We start from the raw sequence: 21,735 nt of genomic DNA, 5'->3' as shown, positions 1-21,735 counted from the left end.
GCTTCATGAACCGCCGTATACGGAACCGTACGTACGGTGGTGTGGGGGGAGGGCCTAAAATGCCCTCCTACCCGATCAAAACCCCGAAAAGCTATCCGGCCTTTCGGGGTTTTCTTTATCAAACGTCCAGATTGGCAACGCTCAGCGCGTTTTCCTGGATGAATTCACGTCGCGGCTCAACTTCGTCGCCCATCAGGCGTGTGAACAGTGAATCCGCGTCGGTCGCATCCGTCACCTTGACCTGCAGCAGCGAACGCACATTCGGATCGAGCGTGGTCTCCCAAAGCTGCTCAGCGTTCATTTCGCCCAGGCCTTTATAACGCTGGAGGGTCAACCCCTTGCGGCCTGTCGCAAAGATTGCATCGAGAAGGGCCATCGGACCGGAAAGCGTATCCACCTTGTCTTTACGACGCAGTACTGGCGGTTCAGCGAAAACTTCCGACAGGCGCGAAGCCACACGACCTATCTGACGGGCATCGGCAGAACCGAGCAGCGCCATGTCGAGAATGGCAACGTCCTTTACGCCGCGCACCATGCGCTCAAAGAGGTAGCCGCCATCGTCCGTCACATGGGCCGTCCAGCCGCGCTCGGTTTCTTCCGAGATCATGTCGAGACGCTTTGCAACAACATCGGCGGAACGCTGTGCGGTTGCATTGTCTTTCGAGGCATCCGGGTTCAGCAGCCCGGCAATGGCCGCCTGTTCCACCACGCGACGATCATAGCGCGTGTGAAGACCGGCCAGAAGCTGACGCATGGTGCGGGCATCTTCCACCACCGAACGCAGGTCCGGTCCGGCCCGAACTTCGCCGCTTGCCATTTCCAGAGTGGCTTCCTCAAGACCTGTTTCAATCAGGAAGTCCTCGAAAGCGGCTTCGTTCTTGATGTACTGCGAGGACTTGCCACGCGATACCTTATAGAGCGGCGGCTGCGCGATATAGATATGACCGCGCTCGATCAGTTCCGGCATCTGCCGGAAGAAGAAGGTCAGCAGCAATGTGCGGATATGCGCGCCGTCGACGTCAGCATCGGTCATGATGATGATCTTGTGATAGCGCAGCTTGTCCGGGTTGAAGCCGTGCGTTTCATCCTTGCCGATCGATGTGCCGAGCGCGGTAATCAGCGTGCCGACCTGATCGGAGGAGATCATGCGGTCGAAGCGGACGCGCTCCACATTGAGGATCTTGCCGCGCAGAGGCAAAATCGCCTGGTTCTGACGTGAACGACCGCTCTTGGCGGAACCGCCTGCAGAGTCACCTTCGACGATGAAGATTTCAGATTTCGCCGGGTCACGTTCCTGACAGTCGGCAAGCTTGCCGGGCAGGGACGTCACGCTCAGATTGCTCTTGCGAGTGATGTCGCGAGCCTTTCGGGCGGCTTCACGTGCTGCTGCTGCCTGAATAACCTTTTCGACCACGATCTTGCCGCCAGCCGGATGTTCTTCAAGCCATGTCGAAAGCGCTTCGTTGACGAGACTTTCAACGACCGGGCGAACTTCGGAGGAAACCAGCTTGTCCTTGGTCTGCGACGAGAACTTCGGATCGGGAACCTTGACCGAAAGAACGGCGGTCAGACCTTCGCGGCAGTCATCGCCGGTAAGTTGCACTTTTTCCTTCTTGGTCATGCCCGAAGCATCGGCATAGCCCGTCACCTGACGGGTCAGTGCGCCGCGGAAACCGGCCAGATGCGTGCCGCCATCGCGCTGCGGAATGTTGTTGGTGAAGCAAAGCACCTTCTCGTGATAGGAATCGTTCCACCACATGGCGACTTCAACCGTCATGCCGTCTTTTTCACTGCGGATATAGATCGGCTCTTCCAGAAGTGATTTCTTGCTCTGGTCGATATACTTCACGAATTCGACAAGCCCGCCATCGTAGTGCAGCTCGTGCTCTACCACATCCGCGTGGCGACGGTCAGCGAGCTTGATGCGCACGCCGGAATTGAGGAAGGCGAGTTCGCGCAGGCGGCGTTCCAACGTATCGAAGTCGAATTCGACCATGGTGAAGGTGCCAGGGGAGGGCAGAAAGCTTACTTCCGTACCAGTCTCGTTGCCTGCTTCGCCGGTTACCACGAGCGGAGCATCGGCCACGCCATGGGTAAAGCTCATCTCATGGATCTTGCCGGCACGGCGGATCTTCAGCTTCAGCCAGATCGATAGCGCGTTCACCACCGATACGCCGACGCCATGCAGGCCACCGGAAACCTTGTAGGAATTCTGGTCGAACTTACCGCCGGCGTGAAGCTGGGTCATGATGACCTCGGCTGCCGAAACGCCTTCTTCCTTATGGATATCGGTCGGGATACCGCGACCGTTATCGGTCACCGTGCAAGACCCGTCGGCATTCAGGGAGACGGTTACAAGCGTGGCATGTCCTGCCAGCGCTTCATCGATCGCATTGTCCACGACCTCGTAGACCATATGATGCAGGCCGGAGCCGTCATCCGTGTCACCGATATACATGCCGGGGCGCTTACGAACAGCATCCAGACCTTTCAGAACACGAATGGAATCCGCGCCATATTCGGCGGGGGCTTCGGAATTCATCTCGGGCATCTCGCTCATGAAAATCTTTCGAAAAACGCGCTGCGAATGCAGCTTCAAAGATATGTCGAATCACGCGACAAACATGGCTTTAATATAGGTGCTAACGGCTATTTTTCCAAATTTTGGCGGTAAATTTACCGGGGATTCCGGCAGTTGGTTCATATGTGAACAGTAGCGGTGCCACTTGGCTTCTGGAACCGCCACAATTGACGCTTATATCCGGTTTGACGGGGGCGTTCTCGACCTGTTTTATGACGAAAGGAACGCTTGATGGAAATTGCGAACGTCATGAGCGAAAGACCGGGTCCATTTGTACCGCCTGCACCGCGCCCGCGCGAAAAGCCGGTGGGGCGTTTCGAGATGATGCGGGTCGTTTACAAAAACCCGCTCGAGCTGTGGGGCGAACCGTCCTACAATGAGCGGTGGATTTCCGTTAGCTGGTTCGGCATGAAAACCATCATCGCCAACGATCCGGGGCTGATCCGTCATGTGCTGGTCGACAATGCCGCCAATTATCCTATGTCCGCCATTCGCCAGCGTGTGCTGCGCCCCTTGTTGCGCGACGGTCTGCTGACCGCCGAGGGTCAAGTGTGGAAGCGTTCGCGAAAAGCCATGGCGCCGGTTTTCACGCCACGCCATATCGGTGGTTTTGCCGAGGCCATGCGTGACCGGTCGCGCCAGTTCGCCGAGCGATACAAGACCTCCGGTACGATCACCGATGTCGCCCATGACATGACGCTCCTGACCTATGACATTCTGGCCGAAACATTGTTCTCAGGCGAGATCGCGGGGGATCCCAACGATTTCGCCCATCAGATCGACAAATTGTTCGAGACCATGGGACGGGTCGATCCGTTCGACCTCTTGGGGCTGCCCGACTGGCTTCCACGCTTGACGCGCCTGCGTGGGCAGCAATCGCTCGGATTCTTCCGTGAGCTGGTCTCCGACACCATCGCGCTGCGTAAAACCCGCATGGACAAGGGCGAGGACGTTCCAAGCGATTTCCTCACTTTGCTTTTGCGCGCCGAAGGACCGGACGGCCTGAGCCGTTCCGAGATTGAGGACAACATCATTACGTTCATTGGTGCCGGTCACGAAACGACCGCTCGCGCACTTGGCTGGACGCTTTATCTGCTTGCCAAGGCGCCCGGTGAGCGCGAACGTATTGAAGCGGAGGTTGACGGCTTTTTCGCAAAGGGCGGGCGCGATCTGCCGCCGCAGGAATGGCTGGCATCGCTGCCTTTCACACGCGCAGCCTTCGAGGAGGCGATGCGGCTTTATCCGCCCGCACCGTCGATCAATCGTGAGGCGGCAACCGACGATAAGTATGACGATCTGACAATCCCGAAGGGCGCGACCGTGCTGGTCATGCCGTGGGTCATTCATCGCCATAGGCTCTACTGGGACCAGCCGGACGCTTTCATGCCTGAACGCTTCTGGCCGGGAAACCGCGACAAGCTCGACCGCTTTCAATATCTGCCCTTCGGGGCAGGCCCGCGCGTCTGCATCGGCGCAAGCTTTGCCTTGCAGGAGGCTGTGATTGCGCTCGCCATCCTGCTCGACGGACGTCGCTTCGAGGTGCTGGAAACGACGAAGCCGTGGCCAGTACAGAAGCTGACCACCCAGCCGCAAGGTGGTCTGCCGATGAAGGTTTTGAAGCGCTAATCAGCGCTTCAACCGGTCTGCATGCCATTTCAAATGGTCGTCCATAAAGGTCGAGATAAAGAAATAGGAGTGGTCATAGCCTTCACGCATATTGAGCGTGAGGGGAATGCCTGCCTTCTTGCATGCCTCTTCCAGAAGCCACGGACGCAAGCCGTCATCGAGAAAGCCGTCTGCAATGCCCTGATCGACCAGAAACTCCGGGAACCGATAGCCGTCTTCGATCAAAAGCGTGGCATCATAAGAGCGCCAGGCCCGTTCTTCCAGTCCGAGATATTTTTCCAGCGCCGGTCTGGACCAGCCTGCCGTTGAAGGCTGGACGATGGGTGCAAAGGCAGATGCTGATTTGAAACGGTCCGGGTTTTTCAGCGCAATGGTTAGCGCGCCATGACCGCCCATGGAATGACCAGTGATCGCCTGCCGCGCCATATCGAGCGGAAATTCGCGCGCCACCAGATCGGTCAGCTCTTCGGTTATGTAGCTGTACATCTGGTAGTTCGTGGCGAAAGGTTCTTGCGTGGCATCGACATAAAAACCCGCCCCTTTGCCGAATTGCCAGTTGTCCGGCTCATCCGGAATGTCATCACCGCGCGGGCTCGTATCGGGGCAAATAACGGCAATTCCCAATTTGGAAGCCATTTGCCGATATTCGCCCTTGTCCATCACATTCTGATGTGTGCAGGTGAGGCCCGAGAGATACCAAAGCACCGGCACTGATCCGGTTGCGGCCTGCGGTGGCAGGAAAACGGCAAAGGTCATGTCGCACTGGTTCGTCTCGCTCTTGTGGCGATAGACCCCTTGCGTTCCATCAAAGCACTTGGCGGTCGAAATGGTTTCCATGAAAGAACCTCGGTTTTGTTCAGCTTCCGAGCGCCACCGCAACATTGACAGAAGCGGCGACCAGCACGGTGTTGAAGAAGAAGGAGACGATGCTGTGCAGCAGCGTGACCTTGCGCATGGCAGGCGTCGTCACACTCGTGTCGGACGTTTGTGCCGTCATGCCGATGACGTAGGCGAAATAGGCAAAATCCCAACCGGAGGGTTCCGATGTTCCCGGGAATTCGAAGCCGCCGCGATAACGGCTGGCATGGCTGGTGTCGTCGCCTGCCGGTTCACCTGGCTGCCAGTAGACATGCGCATAATGCAAGGCCGTCATCATATGAATGGTGAACCAGCCGAGTGGCACAGACGCAAGTGTCATGACCAGCGAGAATGTATCGGCCTTTGTCTCACTGTTGATGAGAATGAACAGCGAGACGATTGCGACGAGAACTGTTGCAAATGTCACCAGAAAGATGATCCAGACGGGTTCGTCAGCGCTTGCGGCGTGCTTTTTCAAAAAGCTGGCCGTGAGTTTCGGCAGGGCAGAGGCCGACAGCCCCAGATAGAGCACGAAGAAGCAGTTTGCACCGATGACCGGGGCAAGAGGGCTTTTAAGAAGCCAGGCAAGGATGAACGCTGCAACGCCGCCAAGGGCGCCAAGATAGAAGGACATATGGCGGCGCAGCAGAAACATCAGGCAACCGTTTCCCTTGGTTCCAATCGCATATCGACGTGTGGAATGCCGTCTTCGAGATATTCGTCGGAAATCGCCACGAAGCCGAACGAGCCATAGAATTTCTGCAAATGGCTCTGGCCTCCAAGCTCTATCGCGATGCCTGGAAAGCGGGCATGAGCAAAATCGACGGCCTCTTTCATCAGGCGCTGACCGAGCTTGTAGCCGCGATAATCTGATGCCACGACAACACGTCCGATCTTCACCGGCTTTCCATCCTGTTCCGGCGGTAGAACTCGCAAGCTGGCTGCAAGTTCCTCACCGTCGAGAATGCGCAAGTGAAACGCCTCGGCGTCCTTGCCGTCAATTTCCGGATAGGGACATTTCTGCTCGACCACAAAGACATCCACGCGCAGTTTCAGCATCGCATAAAGTGCGCGCGGGGTCAGGTTGTCGATTTCATTCCACTGGGAAACAAGAAGTTTTTCACTCATCAGTACACAATCACCGAGCGGATGGACTTGCCTTCATGCATCAGATCGAAGGCAGTGTTGATTTCATCGAGCGGCATGGTGTGGGTGATGAGATCGTCAATGTTGATCTTGCCCTCCATATACCAGTCGACGATCTTCGGCACGTCGGTGCGCCCGCGCGCGCCGCCGAATGCAGTGCCTTTCCAGACGCGTCCGGTAACGAGCTGGAACGGACGCGTGGCGATTTCCTTGCCCGCTTCCGCCACGCCGATGATGATCGATTCACCCCAACCGCGATGGCAGCATTCCAGCGCCTGACGCATGACATCGGTATTGCCCGTGGCGTCGAAGGAATAGTCCGCGCCGCCGTCGGTCAGATCCTGAATGGCCTGAACGACCTTGTCATTGCCCACTTCACGCGGATTGATGAAGTCGGTCATGCCGAATTTCTTCGCCATCTCGACCTTGGACGGATTGATGTCCACGCCGATGATCTTGTCAGCACCGACCATGCGGGCGCCCTGAATGACATTGAGGCCGATGCCCCCGAGGCCGAACACAACGACATTGGAACCCGGGCGAACCTTTGCCGTGTAGATCACCGCGCCGATGCCGGTTGTCACACCGCAGCCGATATAGCAGATCTTGTCGAAAGGTGCGTCTTCACGCACCTTGGCGACGGCGATCTCCGGCAAAACGGTGAAGTTCGAGAAGGTCGAGCAGCCCATATAATGGAACACTTCGCCGCCATCGCAGGAAAAGCGCGTCGTCTTGTCCGGCATCAGGCCCTGGCCTTGCGTGGCGCGGATCGAGGTGCAGAGGTTAGAGCGCTGCGAAAGGCAGGTTTTGCACTGGCGGCATTCCGGCGTGTAGAGCGGAATGACATGGTCGCCGGGCTTGACCGAGGTCACGCCGGCGCCCACTTCGCGCACGATACCTGCTCCTTCGTGGCCGAGGATGGCCGGGAACTTGCCTTCGGAATCGAGACCCGAAAGGGTGTAGGCATCTGTATGGCAAACACCCGTCGCCATGATTTCGACCAGCACTTCGCCAGCCCGTGGGCCGCCAATCTCGACTGTTTCGATGGTGAGCGGTTTTTTTGCCTCCCACGCAACGGCTGCGCGTGATTTCATGACGATGTTTCTCCCTTTCAGTCTATCTTAGAGCAACGCACTCATTTGAGGTAGGTGCGTAGAATCCGCATGATTTCGTCGATTTGTGTATCGGGATCAGCTTTGGTTTCCTGCCCAAATGTCTCGCGGAAATGACTTTCCAGTACTTCCGCCATCAACCCGTTGGCAGCACCCCGCAGTGCCGCGATCTGCTGCAACAATGCTGCGCATTCCGTGCCAGCCTCCACCGCGCGCTCCAGTGCTTCGGCCTGTCCGCGAATGCGGCGCAGGCGCGTCAAAGCGCGCTTCTTGTCTTCCGGTGAATGCGGCATGGAATCTCCCGATTTCAGCGGAATCTATATACTATGGGGGAGTATGTCAATTGTCGGTGGTCAGCCGCAGATGAAGCAGCGGATAGGGGCGTCCCTGGTCATCTGTCTCCGAACGTCCGGTCTCGACAAATCCCATATGTCGGTAGAACCCTACGCCCTGCAGATTCTGCTCATTCACATCGACTGTCAGCGGACTGCCGAGTGTTTTTGCATGTGTTATCATCTGTTTGCCGATGCCTTTGCCCCGCTGGTCGGGTGCAATGAACAGGCTGTCAATATGATGCGCACTCATACCCATGAAGCCGACCGGCTTGCCGGTATCTTCGATAAGCCAGACCTCGACATTCGGCAGATATTGCTCGGCCACCAGCTTTTCGATTTCCAGAAAATCATCGCCGCTCAGGAAATCGTGCGTGGCGAGAACGCTGGCGCGCCAGATTTCGACAAGTGCAGGTGTATCGGCCTTGCTCGATTTTCGAATATGGATCATGTGCGCTCCTTGTGTGATAAGCACGAAAGCGGACGCCTTATCTGACGGAAATTAATTTGACGAGCCTGCCCGATCTTCCTGTGACACGAATTCTGCCTCAGTTGGATGAGGCATTGGCGCATCATGCGAGTGCGGTTCTTGTTGCGCCGCCCGGTGCAGGCAAGACGACACTGGTGCCTATTCATATGCTGAACGCGGATTGGCGCAAGGACGGCATGATCGTGCTGCTCGAACCACGTCGTCTGGCAGCACGCGCAGCCGCCCGCCGTATGGCGCAGCTTTTGGGCGAAGAGGTTGGGCAAACGGTCGGTTACCGGATGCGTCTTGAAAGCAAGGCGTCCGGGAAAACCAAAATCCTCGTTGTCACCGAGGGCGTCTTTGCGCGCATGATTCTGGACGATCCTGACCTGAAGGGCGTTGCAGCGGTTCTTTTCGACGAATTCCACGAACGCAGCCTTGATGCGGATTTCGGACTGGCGCTGGCGCTCGATGTGCAGGCGGCACTGCGTGACGACCTCAAGATACTCGTCATGTCGGCAACGCTTGACGGCGCACGTGTGGCTGCACTTCTGGGTGACGCGCCGGTGATCGAAAGCGAGGGCCGGGCCTTCCCCGTCGATATCCGTTATCGGGAACGAAAAGCGGACGAGCGTATCGAAGACGCTATGGCGCGCAGCATCCGCGACGCGCTGGCGGATGAAACGGGCAGCATTTTGGCTTTTCTGCCGGGGCAGGGCGAGATTGAGCGCACGGTTCGTCTTCTGGAAGGCCGCGTGCCGGCACATGTGATGCTTGCCCCGCTTTATGGCGCGATGGAGGGTCGCGATCAGGACGCGGCGATCAAACCGGCGCCTGACGGCAAGCGAAAGGTGGTTTTGGCAACGTCGATTGCCGAAACCTCCATCACGATTGATGGCGTGCGTGTGGTGATCGACAGCGGCCTTGCCCGCCTGCCAAAATACGAACCTGCCACTGGCCTGACACGGCTGGAAACAGTGCGCACCTCACGAGCGAGCGCCGATCAGCGTGCGGGTCGCGCGGGGCGTACGGAGCCCGGCATCGCCATTCGCCTCTGGCATCAGGGACAGACAGCCGCGCTGCCCGCTTTCTCTCCGCCTGAAATTCTGGAAGCTGATTTGTCGGGCCTTGTACTCGATAGTGCCGCATGGGGCGTGACCGATCCGGCGACGCTTGCCTTTCTCGATATGCCGCCGAAACCGGCGCTGAACGAAGCCCGCGCTTTGTTGCAGCGGCTCGGAGCGCTGGACGAGGTCGGGCGTCTGACCCCTGATGGTGAAGCGATGCGTTCGCTTGCCTTGCCCGCGCGTCTTGCACACATGGTGGCCGAGGCAGGCAAACGCGGCGAAGCCTCGAAGGCCGCCGAACTCGCGGTGCTTCTGACGGAGCGTGGTCTGGGCGGCAAAGAGACCGATCTCGACACGCGTTTCTCGCGTTTTCGCAACGACCGTTCGGACCGCACCCAAAGAGCCAAAGGGCTGGCGAGGCGGCTTGCCGCCAGTGTGCCGAACAAAGCTGAACCTGCCGGTTCCGGCGTGGGGCATATGCTGATCGACGCCTATCCTGACCGCATTGCCAGAGCGCGTGGGCAGACCGGGCAGTTTCTGCTTGCCAATGGTCGCGGCGGGGAGGTGGATAGCACGATCAGTCTCAGCCGCGCGCCCTGGCTGGTGGTGGCGGATATGTCCGGCAAGGCAGGACGCGCGCGCATTCTTTCGGCTGCGGAAGTGTCGGAGGCGGAGATTCGTGCAGCCCTCGGCGACCGGATCGAGAGTGGACGACAGGTGGTCTATGATCCGGAAAAGAATGCACTGCGGGCGCGAGAAGCCGTGCGCATTGGCGCAATCGCTCTTTCGGAAAAGCCGCTGGCCGCGCCATCGGGAAGTGCTGCCGATGAAGGCGTGATTGCCGCCGTGCGCGAAAATGGACTGGACATCCTGCCCTGGGGTAAGGAAGCCGATATTCTGCGCCGTCGTCTTGGTTGGCTCAATCGAGGTCTGGGCGATCCCTGGCCGTCCATGGAAGATGAGCCTCTGCTGGAAACGCTGCAAGACTGGCTGTTGCCTTTCCTGACGGGCGAAGCGCTGCTCGACCGCATACCGGGTCATGTTTTGAAAAATGGCCTGATGAGTCTTGTGCCCTTCGATCTCCAGCGCAGTGTTGATCAGCTTGCGCCGACGCATTTCACGGTGCCGACCGGATCAAATATTCCGATCCGCTATGATGCCGAAGAGCCGGTGCTCGCAGTTCGCGTGCAGGAATTGTTCGGTCTGAGCGTGCATCCCTCCATTGCCAACGGCAAGGTGCCTTTGTTGCTGGAACTTCTGTCGCCAGCCCATCGCCCGATCCAGATCACCCGTGACCTTCCAGGATTCTGGAAAGGATCATGGGCCGATGTCCGATCTGATATGCGTGGGCGTTATCCAAAACATGTCTGGCCGGAAGATCCCGCCAATGCGGAAGCAACACGCCGGGCCAAGCCGCGCGGAACGTAACGCGCCACATAAAAAGTTGTATTCACCACCTGCGACCGGATAACGCAGTTCCGCTTGCATTCCAGTCCGCGCTTGCCCCATAAGGGGCAAGATAGAGGGATCAATGCACGCAGAATTCGAGAATCGCGCTTCCAATCTTTCGCGCCGCCCGCGTCTGACCACGCTGGTCCGTGTGCGTTGGCTTGCCATAGCCGGGCAGACGGCGGCCGTCATGTTGGTGGCGCTTTACCTGCAGTTTCCATTTGCCGTCGGGATTTGTTTTGCGCTGATTGCTTGCTCTGCCTGGCTCAATCTGTATCTGGCATTTCGATTCCCCACCAATCACCGGCTGAATCCGGCTGCGGCAAGCCTTGTACTGGCCTTCGATATCCTGCAATTGGCTGGCCTGCTCTATCTCACGGGCGGGCTTCAAAATCCCTTCGTCGTTCTAATGATCGTGCCGGTCATCATTTCGGCTACCTCGCTGTCCGCGCGGCACACGCTGGTGCTGGCCTTGCTGGTCGTGGCCTGTACTTCCATTCTCACTATCAAACATGAGCCATTGCCCTGGTATCCGGGCGAAACACTGAACCTGCCATTCCTGTTTGTCATCGGTATCTGGTGCGCGATCGCATCGGCGCTCGGCTTTACCGGGGTTTATGCCTATCGCATCGCCGAAGAAGCACGCCAGCTTGGCGATGCGCTGAGCGCCGCAGAACTCATTCTCCAGCGCGAGCATCACCTGACGGCATTGGACGGACTTGCCGCCGCCGCCGCTCACGAGCTTGGCACCCCGCTTGCCACCATTGCGCTGGTGGTGAAGGAAATGCAGCGTTCCTATGCCAAGAATCCCGTCGACGCGGGGCTTGGCGAAGACATTGCGCTGCTACATTCACAGACGCAGCGCTGTCGTGAAATTCTGCGAAGGCTGACCAGCCTGTCCTCGGAAAATGAGGAACACATGTCGCGGCTGCCGCTATCCTCACTCATCGAGGAGGTGATCGCACCGCACCGCAATTTCGGTATCACCATTGAGGTGCAGAAGGTAGCGGGGCCGATGCCCGAACCGGTCACACGACGCAATCCCGGACTGCTTTACGGTTTGGGCAATCTGGTGGAAAACGCGGTCGATTTCGCGCGCGGCGATGTCAGTGTCACCTGGGGTTGGACGGATAATCAGGTCAGCGTGATCATTCAGGACGACGGCAGCGGCTTCAAGCCGGAAATCCTCGATCGTATCGGAGAGCCCTATATGACGAGCCGCGACAACACCCGCAATGGCGGTGGGCTTGGTCTCGGTCTGTTCATCGCGAAAACCCTGCTGGAACGTTCCGGTGCACACATTGCTTTCCGTAATCGAAGCAATCCGGGGCAGGGGGCGGAAGTAAAAGTGGTTTGGCCGCGCTCCGCATTCACATCCGGCTGAAGAAGGATGCCGCATGACGATCCCGCTTGAAATCCAGAGGGCAACGCAGGAGTTCGACAAGTTTCTCCATATGGCTCGGGATGAGGCCGGGCTCGCCACACGCAATCAGGCCTATACGATGGTGGAGGCCGTTCTGCTCACCTTCCGCCACCGGCTCGATGTCGGTCAGGCGATTCGCTTTGCCGCGATATTGCCGCCGGTTCTTCGCGCAATTTTTGTAGAAAACTGGGATATTGACGAGGCGAAACGGCCATTTCTGAGCCGGCAAGCTTTGACCCGTGAAGCACAATCTCTGCGTAGAGATCATAATTTCGCACCAGATTCAGCTATTTACAACGTTGCCAAGGCGCTTCGGATGCATATCGATCAAGTGAAGCTGGATGACTTTCTGGCAGGGCTCTCTGCGGAAGCGCGGGAATACTGGTCCGTTTGAATCAGGCTACCTGCATATACACGATTCTACGATCAAATCCTTGTGTCCACATTTCAAAATATTCTGAAAATACAAAGGTTTGCACTATTCTTGCGCCTGCACGAATGTTGAAATTGCTTCAACAATTCAATGGCTATTTGACTTTTTGACGCAGGGGTATCAATAAGGAAAGAAAAATACAGGCAGGAAGCACCCGATGGACGACTTGAAGCAGGAAGACACCGAAGCCATAGGCAACGATCCGACCCTCCTTCTGGTTGATGATGACAAGCCCTTCTTGCAGCGCCTTGCCCGTGCCATGGAGAGCCGGGGTTTTCAGGTGACAACCGCAGAATCGGTTGAGGAAGGCATTGCCGCCGCCAAAGCCGCCGCCCCGGCCTATGCGGTCGTGGATATGCGGCTCGGCGATGGCAACGGTCTCGATATTATCGAAGCTATCCGCTCGCGCCGTGCCGACACGCGCGCCATCGTTCTCACCGGATACGGCAATATCGCAACCGCTGTGAATGCCGTTAAGCTTGGTGCCATCGACTATCTGTCGAAGCCTGCCGATGCGGATGAGGTCTTTGCGGCATTGACCCGCCGTCCCGGTGAAAAAGTTGCGCCACCGGAAAATCCGATGTCCGCCGACCGCGTCCGCTGGGAACATATCCAGCGCGTCTATGAAATGTGCGAGCGTAATGTTTCCGAGACGGCACGCCGTCTCAACATGCATCGCCGTACATTGCAGCGCATCCTGGCGAAACGCGCTCCGCGTTAAGTTTTAGGCGCACCTTATCCGAAAACCGCTTTGCCCTTTTCGGGATGTGCTCTAATCAATCTATTTCGGTTTCGGGCACATCGAGACCGGCCAGTTCGGCAATCGTCAGGCGAGCAGCGCCCGCTCGCGCAAAGCGCAACATCAGTGCCTTTCGTGTTGCGCCGGGCAATTTGTGCTCTGGCGCATCGCGCAGGATTTCCGCTCCATATCCGTCTGACAGGATAAAGCCGCATTCTTGCGGGAATATTTCGCGCGGTACCGCCGGATGGGTGGCGAAGAACAGCCTATCGCAATAAGCGCGATATTCGGGCCACTTGCGGTCCGCCTTCCAGTCCTCAATCGATGATTTGATCTCAACGATCCAGATTTCGCCCTTGCGACTCACCGCGATCAGGTCGGCGCGCCTGCCTGATGCCAGTGGCAGTTCGGGCAACGTAGCAAGCCCCATTTCCAGAAAAAGACGCTGCACGCCACGCCGCACCAGCATGGCGTTCTCAGACTGTCGACCGTCGGAAAGGGGATGGGTCTGATTGGGAATCACAATGGGCATGGCTGTATTTTGTGCGTGGTTTCAAATCGAAACAATCGGAAAGCAGCGGCGGGCAGCACGAAAACTGCGGCAACAGGGCGAAACATGGCTAAAAAATGTCATTCTCAAGGAATTTTCAATTTACGGTTAACGCCTGGTTAACAATACTACCCCATCTTCAACAAGAACGAGCGATTCGCTTCTATCTTCGACCGGTCGCGGTCCCATTGACGGAATGAACCAATCTGGGGGAATGCATGAATTCTCGCGTCCTAAAATTGACGACGGCTCTCTTTCTGGCAGGCGCCGCCCTAGCAGGCTGCTCAACCGTAGGGGGCACTTTTTATACCGCCTCCTATTCTTCAGTCACTGACGCCGGTTATGTTGTCCCGGCCATCCCAAGTACCAAGATACCGGCGCAATATCGCCGCCAGATCGTCAAGTATCCAACCGATGAGGCCCCTGGCACGATCATCGTCGATACGCGGGAAAAATTCCTTTATCTTGTCATGCCGGAAGGCAAGGCCATGCGTTACGGCATCGGTGTCGGCCGTGAAGGCTTCGAATGGTCCGGTTCGGCGCGCGTTGCCATGAAGCGGGAATGGCCGACTTGGACGCCGCCTTCTGCGATGATCAAGCGCCAGCCGGAACTGGCAAAATATCGCAATGGCATGGATCCCGGCCTGCGCAATCCGCTCGGCGCACGTGCCCTTTATCTGTACAATAAGGGTGGCGATACAGGCTATCGTCTGCATGGAACGCCGGAATGGTGGTCCATCGGCAAGGCGATGTCTTCCGGTTGCATCCGCCTCATGAACCAGGATATCATGGATCTTTACGACCGCACTGAACAGGGTGCCAAGGTCATCGTGAAGCAATAAGTCCAGACGACAACAGACATGAAAAAGGCCGCTTTGAGCGGCCTTTTTCATTACAAAGTTCACTCAGATCAGATCTGTTCAACCTGCTGCACTTCCGGCACGAAATGGCGCAGAAGGTTCTGAATGCCGTGCTTCAATGTTGCCGTCGATGAAGGACAACCAGAGCAAGCGCCCTTCATGTGCAGGAATACGGTGCCGTTTTCGAAGCCGCGGAAGGTGATATCGCCACCATCCTGCGCAACGGCTGGGCGAACACGAGTCTCGATCAGCTCTTTGATGATTTCGACGGTCTCGGTATCGGCCTCATCGAAGAACTCTTCTTCGCCATGCGCGGCAGCGACGTCGACATTGCCGTTACTTGCCATTGCAGGGGCGCCCGACATGAAATGTTCCATGATGGTGCCGAGGATGGCTGGCTTCAGATGCTGCCACTCACCGTCTTCCTTGGTGACGGTGATGAAGTCGTAGCCGAAGAAAACGCCGGTCACGCCCGGAACCGAAAAGAGCTTGGCTGCGAGCGGTGATGTGTTGCCAGCGGCGGAGGCGTCGCGGAAATCGGCGGTGCCTTCCGACATAACGACCTTGCCGGGAAGAAACTTCAGGGTCGCCGGGTTGGGCGTGGTTTCAGTCTGGATGAACATGCCAGTTGTCCCGCTTTCAGATTTTGGAACGATTCTCGTAAGCGCAGATCCTTATGGACGCAAGTACTGCCCTGATCCTGCGCGTATCAGTTGTCATCAATATAGGGTGATTAGGTCACCGCATCAATGTCATCGTCGCTCATACCTGCCGGAATGACGGTTACAGGGATCGGGAACTGGGAGCGGCCGGCAAGCGATTGCACCAGAGGGCCTGGCCCTTCCTTGCCCGAACCAGCAGCCAGAACCAGAATGGCGATGTCCTGATCTTCCTCAATGAGACACATGAGCTCTTCGGCGGTTTCGCCCTCACGGATGCTGATTTCAGGCTCAATTCCTTGATCCGCACGCACTGTTGCTGCGAATTTTTCAAGCGCTGTGCGGGCACGGTCCTGTGCTTCGGAGCGCATGATTTCGCCGACGCCCAGAATTTGCTGGAAATCGGAGTCATCAATCACGAAAAGCAGGATGAGCGAGCCGCCGGTGTTTTTTGCACGGCGTGCGGCATAGGCAACGGCACGCCCGCATTCGGGCGTCTCGTCGATGACGGCAAGAAATTTGCGGCGGTGACCGGCTTCCCGGCTAAGTCGTTTTGATACCATGGCCGCAATTTGCCATCGGGATTGATCGTCTGCAAGCTGACATTTGATGGATGCTTGAGGATCGAACGCTGATTTTCTAATGAAGACGGGCGGCAGCAAAAAATGTCGCCGCCCGTTTGATAAATGAGAAATTTAGTTCTGCAGCCAGCCGACGATATCGCGAACATGGCGCATGGTCTGTTCCGCGATCACGCCAGCCCGCTCACCACCGTCGCGCAGGACGCTGTCGATGTAGGCCGGATCGGCAACCAGACGGCGCATCTCATGGGTGATCGGCGAAAGCTTCGCCACAGCCAGATCGGCCAATGCAGCCTTGAATTCGGAGAACTGGCGCCCGCCAAATTCCTTCAGCACCTCTTCCTTCGATTGAGAGGAAAGGGCTGCATAGATGCCAACCAGATTATCCGCTTCTGGACGACCGGCGAGACCGTCGAGTTCCGTGGGCAGACCATCCGAGTCGGTTTTTGCCTTGCGGATCTTCTTCGTGATGGTGTCTTCGTCATCGATCAGATTGATGCGCGACAGATCGGACGGATCGGACTTCGACATCTTCTTGGTGCCGTCGCGCAGTGACATGATGCGCATCGCAGGACCGGAAATCATCGGTTCCGTCATCGGGAAGAAGCCGGAAACCTGCTCGTCACCCACCTGCATATCCACACCCACACCGAGCGAAGCGATACGGTCGGAATAGTCATTGTTGAATTTCTGCGCAATGTCGCGCGTCAATTCCAGATGCTGCTTCTGGTCTTCGCCAACAGGCACGGCGGTGGCGCGGTAAAGCAGAATGTCGGCAGCCATCAGGCTCGGATAGGCGAACAGGCCGAGCGAAGCATTTTCGCGGTCCTTGCCTGCCTTGTCCTTGAACTGGGTCATGCGGCTCATCCAGCCGATGCGTGCGATGCAGTTGAACACCCATGCCAGCTCCGCGTGCTGCATGACGCGGCTCTGGTTGAAGACGATGCTCCTCTTCGGGTCGATGCCAGCGGCAAGGAAAGCTGCGGTGACTTCACGGGTCGATTGCATGAGCTCTGCCGGATCGGGCGAAATGGTCAGCGCGTGCATGTCCACGACGCAATAGATGCATTCCTGCGTCTCTTGAACCTCGACCCACCGCTTGATCGCCCCCAGATAGTTGCCGAGGTGAAGGTTTCCGGTCGGTTGGACGCCGGAGAAAACAAGCGGTTTGAACGTGCTCATGGCTTTATCCTGAAAGAGCATTTCCAGCGAAAGTGGATACCGGTTTCGCGTTCGGAAATGCGTGGCGAAAATTGCCCCGCCGGTGGAGAGCGGGGATTTTGATTGCTGGTCTTTTCGCAGAGACGCAGCCGCCTTTCAAGCGTGAATTATTGCTCGCTTTCAGGGGCTTTCTTTGCTGCACCGCGCTTGATGTTGCGACGGATCATTCCCGTATTGGCTCCGCCAAGTCCGAAGGCAAAGCCAAAATAGACCACCATTGCAGCAACAACGATTGCGGTGACGGTTCCCGCACGCACGACAAGCGGTGCTGCGGAGGAAAGCTCATACGCAAAATAGCCGATGGCGTAATGAATACCGAATGCCATGATCGCGGCAGCGACGAGGAGGCGCGGAATACGGGTGAGCAGCGGAATATCCCGTCCCCAGTGACCCCGCTTCACCAGTGTCGCAAACAGCAGGACAGCGTTGACCCAGCCGGCGACGATTTCTGCCGTGGCGATACCCGTCGGGCCAAGGCGAGGGAAAAGTGTGACGGCGAGTGAAACGTTCACCGCAACGGAAATCGCAGCGAAGATCATCGGTGTACGGGTGTCTTCGCGGGCGAAAAAGCCCGGAATAAATGCCTTGATCAGGACGAAAGCGGGCAGGCCGAGGCCATAGATCGCCAGAATATTGGAAACGACGAGCGTGGAATCCGGGCTGAACTTGCCGCGTTCGAACAGAAGCCGGACGATGGGTTCCGACATGACCAGAAGAGCCGCAGCGGCTGGCAGGGTCAGAAACAATGTGAACTCGACCGAGCGATTCTGAAGGTTCGACGCTTCCTTCATATGGCCGCCGCGCAGCGCGCGTGACAGTTCGGGCAGAAGCACGGTCGCGACCGCGATGCCGACGACGCCAAGCGGAAGCTGATAGATGCGGTCCGCATAGACGAGCGACGACACGGCGCCTTCCATGCCGGAGGCGATATTGGTGTTGATGAGCAGGTTGATCTGCGTGATGCCGCCGGTGATCGCTGCGGGAAGCGCCAACACGAGAAGCCGTTTGACATTCGATGTCAGGCGCGGCCGGCGGAAGCCGATCTTGATGCCAGCATTGCGCACCGCGAGCCAGACGATGGCAAGCTGCACTAGACCTGCTGCCATGACGCCCCAGGAAAGGCCGTAGCCAACCGAAAGCGCGTCATAGCCTTGGCCCCAGGCAACGGCCAGCACCCCGATCAGGATGATGTTGAGAAAGACGGGTGCAATCGCCGCCGCAAAATAGCGATGCAGCGAATTCAGCATTCCACCCATCATTGCCGCCAGCGACATGCAGGCGAGATAGGGGAACATGATGGTTGCCAGCCGCACCGTATTGTCGAACTTCACCGGATCGTCAGTGAAGCCCGGTGCGATCACCGTCCGCACGATGAAGGGCATCGAAAGTTCCATCACGATGGTCAGGAACAGAAGCACGGTAAAAAGCACGCCGAAGACTTCTTCGGAAAAACGGCGCGCGCCGTCCATACCGTTCTTTTCGATTTCCTTGGCAAAAAGCGGTACGAAAGCTGAATTGAATGCGCCTTCGGCGAACAACCTGCGGAATGTGTTCGGGAAACGGAAGGCGGCATTGAAGGCGTCGGCTATCGGGCCGGTGCCGAGTGCCGCCGCCATGAACATCTCGCGCGTGAAACCGAAAATGCGGCTCATCAGCGTTCCGGACGCGACCGTGGCGAACTTTTTGACCAAACTCATTTACTGAAAAACCTATGCTGCGGCCTGCGACGAACGACCGTTTGTCTTGCTGCCATTTTCCCCGCCGAGAACACCAAGCAGCTTGCGCCTGATATTGCCCTGGCGGGTGGCGTTTGAAATCTTGTGACCCACAAGGTCAGTCACGTAAAAACTGTCGATCACCTTCTCGCCGAAAGTGGTGATGTGGGCTGAAGCAATATCCAGTGAAAGGTCAGAAATAAGGCCGGTCAGTTCCGAAAGCAGACCGGGCCTGTCCAGACCTTCCACTTCGATGACGGTAAACTTGTTGGAGAGCGTGTTGTTGATCTCAACACGCGGCTCCACCTTGAAAGCCTTGGCTGCCTTCTTCGGCTTGGTGCGCTTCGCCAGTACATCGGGCAGATGGGCCTTGCCGGACAGAACATCTTCGATGACCTTGCCGACACGTTCGGCACGGCGACGTTCGTCGTCGTCAGTGTCGAACTCGCGGCTGATGAGAATGGTATCGAGTGCGCGTCCATCACCGGTGGTGAAAATCTGCGCGTCGACGATGTTGGCTCCTGCCGCTGCGCAGGCACCGGTGATGATCGACAACAGGCGCGGATGATCCGGCGCCAGAACGGTGATTTCCGTGACTGCCTCGAACGTATGCGGCTTGGCCATGGTGGCCAGCGCGCACTCGTTGCGGTCGGCTTCGCGAATGAAATGGGCGTGCCGGACCTGATCCTCAAGGCTGACCGTCAGGAAATAGTTGGTGTAATGAAGGGCAAGATAGGTATCGCGCTTATCCTTCGGCCAGTCGGAAAGCCGCTCCGCCAGTGCCTCCCGCGCCTGATGATCGCGGTCAGCACGCGACAACTCCGAAAAGCCGCCGGTCAGGACCAGCTCGGTTTCGTAGAAGAGCGTGCGCAGAAGCTGGCCCTTCCAGCCATTCCATACGCCGGGGCCAACCGCCTTGATGTCGCATACGGTCAGGATCAGGAGAAGCTTCAGGCGCTCCATGGTCTGCACGGTGTCGGCAAAATCGATGATGGTCTTGCGATCATTGAGATCGCGCGACTGTGCCACCATGCTCATGGTCAGATGTTCGCGCACAAGCCATTCGACGGTTTCGGTTTCGGCAGGGGTAAGGCCGAACCGTGGTCCAAGCCTGCGGGCAATGCGCGCACCGGCGGTCGAGTGATCTTCCGGACGCCCTTTGGCGATGTCATGCAGGAGCAGCGCCACATAAAGCAGGTTGCGGTCGCGCTTGATTGTGGTGATGAGGTGGTTTGAAAGCGGATGCTCGTTTTCCAGTTCGCCGTGCTCGATTTCCGACAGTACGGCGATGCAGCGTAAGAGATGCTCGTCCACCGTGTAATGGTGATACATATTGAACTGCATCATGGCGACGATCTTGCCGAAATCCGGAATGAACTTTCCGAGCACGCCGGATTCGTTCATGCGGCGCAGAATGAGTTCCGGGTTGCGCGGCGAAGTCAGGATTTCGAGGAAAAGCCTGTTGGCTTCAGGATTTTCACGCAGATCGGAATTGATGAGTTTCAGTGAGCGGGTGAGGCTCTGCATCGCTTCGGGGTGAAACTCCAGCCCATGCTTGTCGGCCAGATGAAAGAGGCGGATGAAATTGACCGGGTCTTCCTTGAAAACCTCCGGCCGCGCGATGTTGATGCGGTGATTTTCCGAAACGAAATCGCCGTCTGCGGAAAGCTTGCGCTTGCGTCGCGAGAACGTAAGGAAGATGCGGTTGAAGCCCGGCACATGCTTGGCCTGCTGTTCCTCCAGGGCTGCGCTGATGATGCGAGTGAGGTCGCCCACATCTTTTGCCACGAGGAAATAATGCTTCATGAAGCGTTCGACATAGTTCTGGCCGGGATGCGCCGTATAGCCAAGGCGCTGGGCGATTTCCGGCTGTATGTCGAAGGAAAGGCGCTCCTCTGCCTTCAGCGTCGCGAAGTGCATGTGGCACCGCACCGCCCAGAGAAAATCTTCCGCCTTGTTGAACAGCTTCAACTCGGCTCGCGACAAAACACCGAGCTTGACCAGCTCTTCCTTCGTTTTGACGCGGTAGAAATATTTGGTGATCCAGAACAGCGTATGCAGGTCGCGCTGGCCACCCTTGCCTTCCTTGACGTTAGGTTCAACCAGATAGCGGGTTTCTCCTGCCTTGCGGTGACGCTGGTCGCGTTCGGCAAGCTTGGCCTGAATGAATTCCGGGCCGGTATCTTTGACGATTTCCTCGTCGAAGCGACTGACAAGCGTTTTGAAGAGTTCGCGATTGCCGGTGAGAAATCGCGCATCGAGAACCGCCGTGCGAATCGTCATGTCCTCGCGCGCCAGACGAATGCATTCATCGATATTGCGCGTGGAATGGCCGACTTTCAGCCCCATGTCCCACAGCATGTAGAGCATATATTCGACCACCTGCTCGCCCCAGGGGGTCTGCTTGTAGGGCAGCAGAAACAGGAGATCGATATCCGACCCTGGCGCCAGTCCGCCGCGCCCGTAACCGCCGACGGCGATGATGGCCATGTTCTCGGCCTTCGACGGATTGACCATCGGATAGGCTTTGGTGGTGGCGAATTCGAACAGCGCCTCGATCAGCGTGTCCATGAGAAAGGAGAGGCGTTTGGCGCACAGCGTGCCGCCGCCATCCTTCATCAACATGCCTTCTGCATTGGCACGGCCACGCACCAAGGCGTCCTTCAGTGCCTGAAGCACCACTTTGCGCACGGTGAGACTGGTGTAGTTTTCGTCCGTGGAATCCGCCAGTTCGTTGAGCTTGCGGCGTAGCGTCTCGGGATTGACGATCTCTTCCAGCTTAAGGTCGTGTGCGCTCATGCGGCATGTAGATCCGGTTTGCGGAGAAAGGATAGTGGGCGGTGTATCCTATAGCCGCTTTTATGGATGATGAATATCCAAAAGCAAAGGCCGGGTTTCCCCGGCCTTTGCTTCG

General features: G+C 57.5%; 19 protein-coding genes. 6 read left to right on the top strand and 13 right to left on the bottom strand.

All coding sequences use genetic code 11. The features are described 5' to 3' along the window. Positions 1–118: 118 nt before the first annotated feature. On the bottom strand, positions 119–2,560 hold the full coding sequence (gene gyrB, locus FIB18_RS08890; protein WP_140020345.1) for a DNA topoisomerase (ATP-hydrolyzing) subunit B: 2,442 nt from the start codon (positions 2,558–2,560) through the stop codon (positions 119–121). A 252-nt stretch (positions 2,561–2,812) separates the two neighbouring features. Between gyrB and FIB18_RS08885 the strand changes: the two genes are divergently transcribed. After that, entirely contained in the window at positions 2,813–4,207 is a 1,395-nt protein-coding gene (locus FIB18_RS08885; protein ID WP_140020344.1) for a cytochrome P450, read from the top strand. Here the strand turns inward: FIB18_RS08885 and fghA are convergent, their stop codons facing one another. The 6 genes from fghA to FIB18_RS08855 are packed head-to-tail and all read right to left on the bottom strand — an operon-like array spanning position 4,208 to position 8,106. Further along, positions 4,208–5,044: an S-formylglutathione hydrolase gene (gene fghA, locus FIB18_RS08880; protein WP_140020343.1), complete on the bottom strand. Its 837-nt coding sequence runs from the start codon at positions 5,042–5,044 to the stop codon at positions 4,208–4,210. It abuts the gene before it with no gap. A gap of 19 nt (positions 5,045–5,063) precedes the next feature. Continuing rightward, positions 5,064–5,720 carry a DUF1345 domain-containing protein gene (locus FIB18_RS08875; protein WP_140020342.1) on the bottom strand — a complete coding sequence of 219 codons (657 nt, stop codon included), beginning with the start codon at positions 5,718–5,720 and terminating at the stop codon, positions 5,064–5,066. Continuing rightward, positions 5,720–6,193 carry a GNAT family N-acetyltransferase gene (locus FIB18_RS08870; protein ID WP_140020341.1) on the bottom strand — a complete coding sequence of 158 codons (474 nt, stop codon included), beginning with the start codon at positions 6,191–6,193 and terminating at the stop codon, positions 5,720–5,722. The genes FIB18_RS08875 and FIB18_RS08870 overlap by 1 nt, the downstream gene beginning before the upstream one ends. Further along, positions 6,193–7,305: an S-(hydroxymethyl)glutathione dehydrogenase/class III alcohol dehydrogenase gene (locus FIB18_RS08865; protein WP_140020340.1), complete on the bottom strand. Its 1,113-nt coding sequence runs from the start codon at positions 7,303–7,305 to the stop codon at positions 6,193–6,195. Before FIB18_RS08865 ends, FIB18_RS08870 begins: the two co-directional genes overlap by 1 nt. 41 nt (positions 7,306–7,346) lie before the next feature. Next, the gene (locus FIB18_RS08860; protein ID WP_010657981.1) at positions 7,347–7,616 is read right to left on the bottom strand and encodes a metal/formaldehyde-sensitive transcriptional repressor; all 270 of its coding nucleotides are present in this window, start codon (positions 7,614–7,616) and stop codon (positions 7,347–7,349) included. A gap of 46 nt (positions 7,617–7,662) precedes the next feature. Further along, positions 7,663–8,106: an acetyltransferase gene (locus FIB18_RS08855; RefSeq protein WP_140020339.1), complete on the bottom strand. Its 444-nt coding sequence runs from the start codon at positions 8,104–8,106 to the stop codon at positions 7,663–7,665. Between the two features lie 56 nt (positions 8,107–8,162). Between FIB18_RS08855 and hrpB the strand changes: the two genes are divergently transcribed. From hrpB to regA, 4 genes are all read left to right on the top strand, one after another. Next, positions 8,163–10,619: an ATP-dependent helicase HrpB gene (gene hrpB, locus FIB18_RS08850; protein ID WP_140020338.1), complete on the top strand. Its 2,457-nt coding sequence runs from the start codon at positions 8,163–8,165 to the stop codon at positions 10,617–10,619. A gap of 103 nt (positions 10,620–10,722) precedes the next feature. Further along, positions 10,723–12,024: an ActS/PrrB/RegB family redox-sensitive histidine kinase gene (locus FIB18_RS08845; RefSeq protein WP_140020337.1), complete on the top strand. Its 1,302-nt coding sequence runs from the start codon at positions 10,723–10,725 to the stop codon at positions 12,022–12,024. 13 nt (positions 12,025–12,037) lie between these two features. Further along, entirely contained in the window at positions 12,038–12,457 is a 420-nt protein-coding gene (locus FIB18_RS08840; RefSeq protein WP_140020336.1) for a DUF2267 domain-containing protein, read from the top strand. 196 nt (positions 12,458–12,653) lie between these two features. Continuing rightward, entirely contained in the window at positions 12,654–13,217 is a 564-nt protein-coding gene (regA, locus tag FIB18_RS08830; RefSeq protein WP_006465866.1) for a global response regulator transcription factor RegA, read from the top strand. Between the two features lie 55 nt (positions 13,218–13,272). Here the strand turns inward: regA and FIB18_RS08825 are convergent, their stop codons facing one another. Further along, positions 13,273–13,767, bottom strand: a complete 495-nt coding sequence (locus tag FIB18_RS08825) for an MmcB family DNA repair protein (RefSeq protein WP_140020335.1) — start codon at positions 13,765–13,767, stop codon at positions 13,273–13,275. A 236-nt stretch (positions 13,768–14,003) separates the two neighbouring features. On the opposite strand from FIB18_RS08825, the gene FIB18_RS08820 reads away from it, so the two are divergent. Beyond that, positions 14,004–14,627, top strand: a complete 624-nt coding sequence (locus FIB18_RS08820; protein ID WP_140020334.1) for a L,D-transpeptidase — start codon at positions 14,004–14,006, stop codon at positions 14,625–14,627. Positions 14,628–14,695: 68 nt separating this feature from the next. On the opposite strand, the gene FIB18_RS08815 is transcribed toward FIB18_RS08820, so the two are convergent. From FIB18_RS08815 to FIB18_RS08795, 5 genes are all read right to left on the bottom strand, one after another. After that, complete coding sequence (locus FIB18_RS08815; protein ID WP_140020333.1) at positions 14,696–15,268, bottom strand: NifU family protein; 573 nt, start codon at positions 15,266–15,268, stop codon at positions 14,696–14,698. A 110-nt stretch (positions 15,269–15,378) separates the two neighbouring features. Continuing rightward, positions 15,379–15,867 (bottom strand): universal stress protein, encoded by a 489-nt coding sequence (locus FIB18_RS08810; protein WP_140020332.1) that lies wholly within the window; start codon positions 15,865–15,867, stop codon positions 15,379–15,381. Positions 15,868–15,999: 132 nt separating this feature from the next. Beyond that, positions 16,000–17,067: a tryptophan--tRNA ligase gene (trpS, locus tag FIB18_RS08805; protein ID WP_140020331.1), complete on the bottom strand. Its 1,068-nt coding sequence runs from the start codon at positions 17,065–17,067 to the stop codon at positions 16,000–16,002. 146 nt (positions 17,068–17,213) lie between these two features. Next, positions 17,214–18,803 (bottom strand): murein biosynthesis integral membrane protein MurJ, encoded by a 1,590-nt coding sequence (murJ, locus tag FIB18_RS08800; RefSeq protein ID WP_140020330.1) that lies wholly within the window; start codon positions 18,801–18,803, stop codon positions 17,214–17,216. A 12-nt stretch (positions 18,804–18,815) separates the two neighbouring features. Further along, a complete protein-coding gene (locus FIB18_RS08795; protein WP_140020329.1) occupies positions 18,816–21,620 on the bottom strand; it encodes a [protein-PII] uridylyltransferase in 2,805 nt (934 codons plus the stop codon). Positions 21,621–21,735: the final 115 nt, after the last annotated feature.

The sequence above is a fragment of the Brucella pecoris genome (genome assembly GCF_006376675.1).
GTDB classification, from domain to species: domain Bacteria; phylum Pseudomonadota; class Alphaproteobacteria; order Rhizobiales; family Rhizobiaceae; genus Brucella; species Brucella pecoris.
This window is presented reverse-complemented; position numbering and strand designations above follow the sequence as displayed.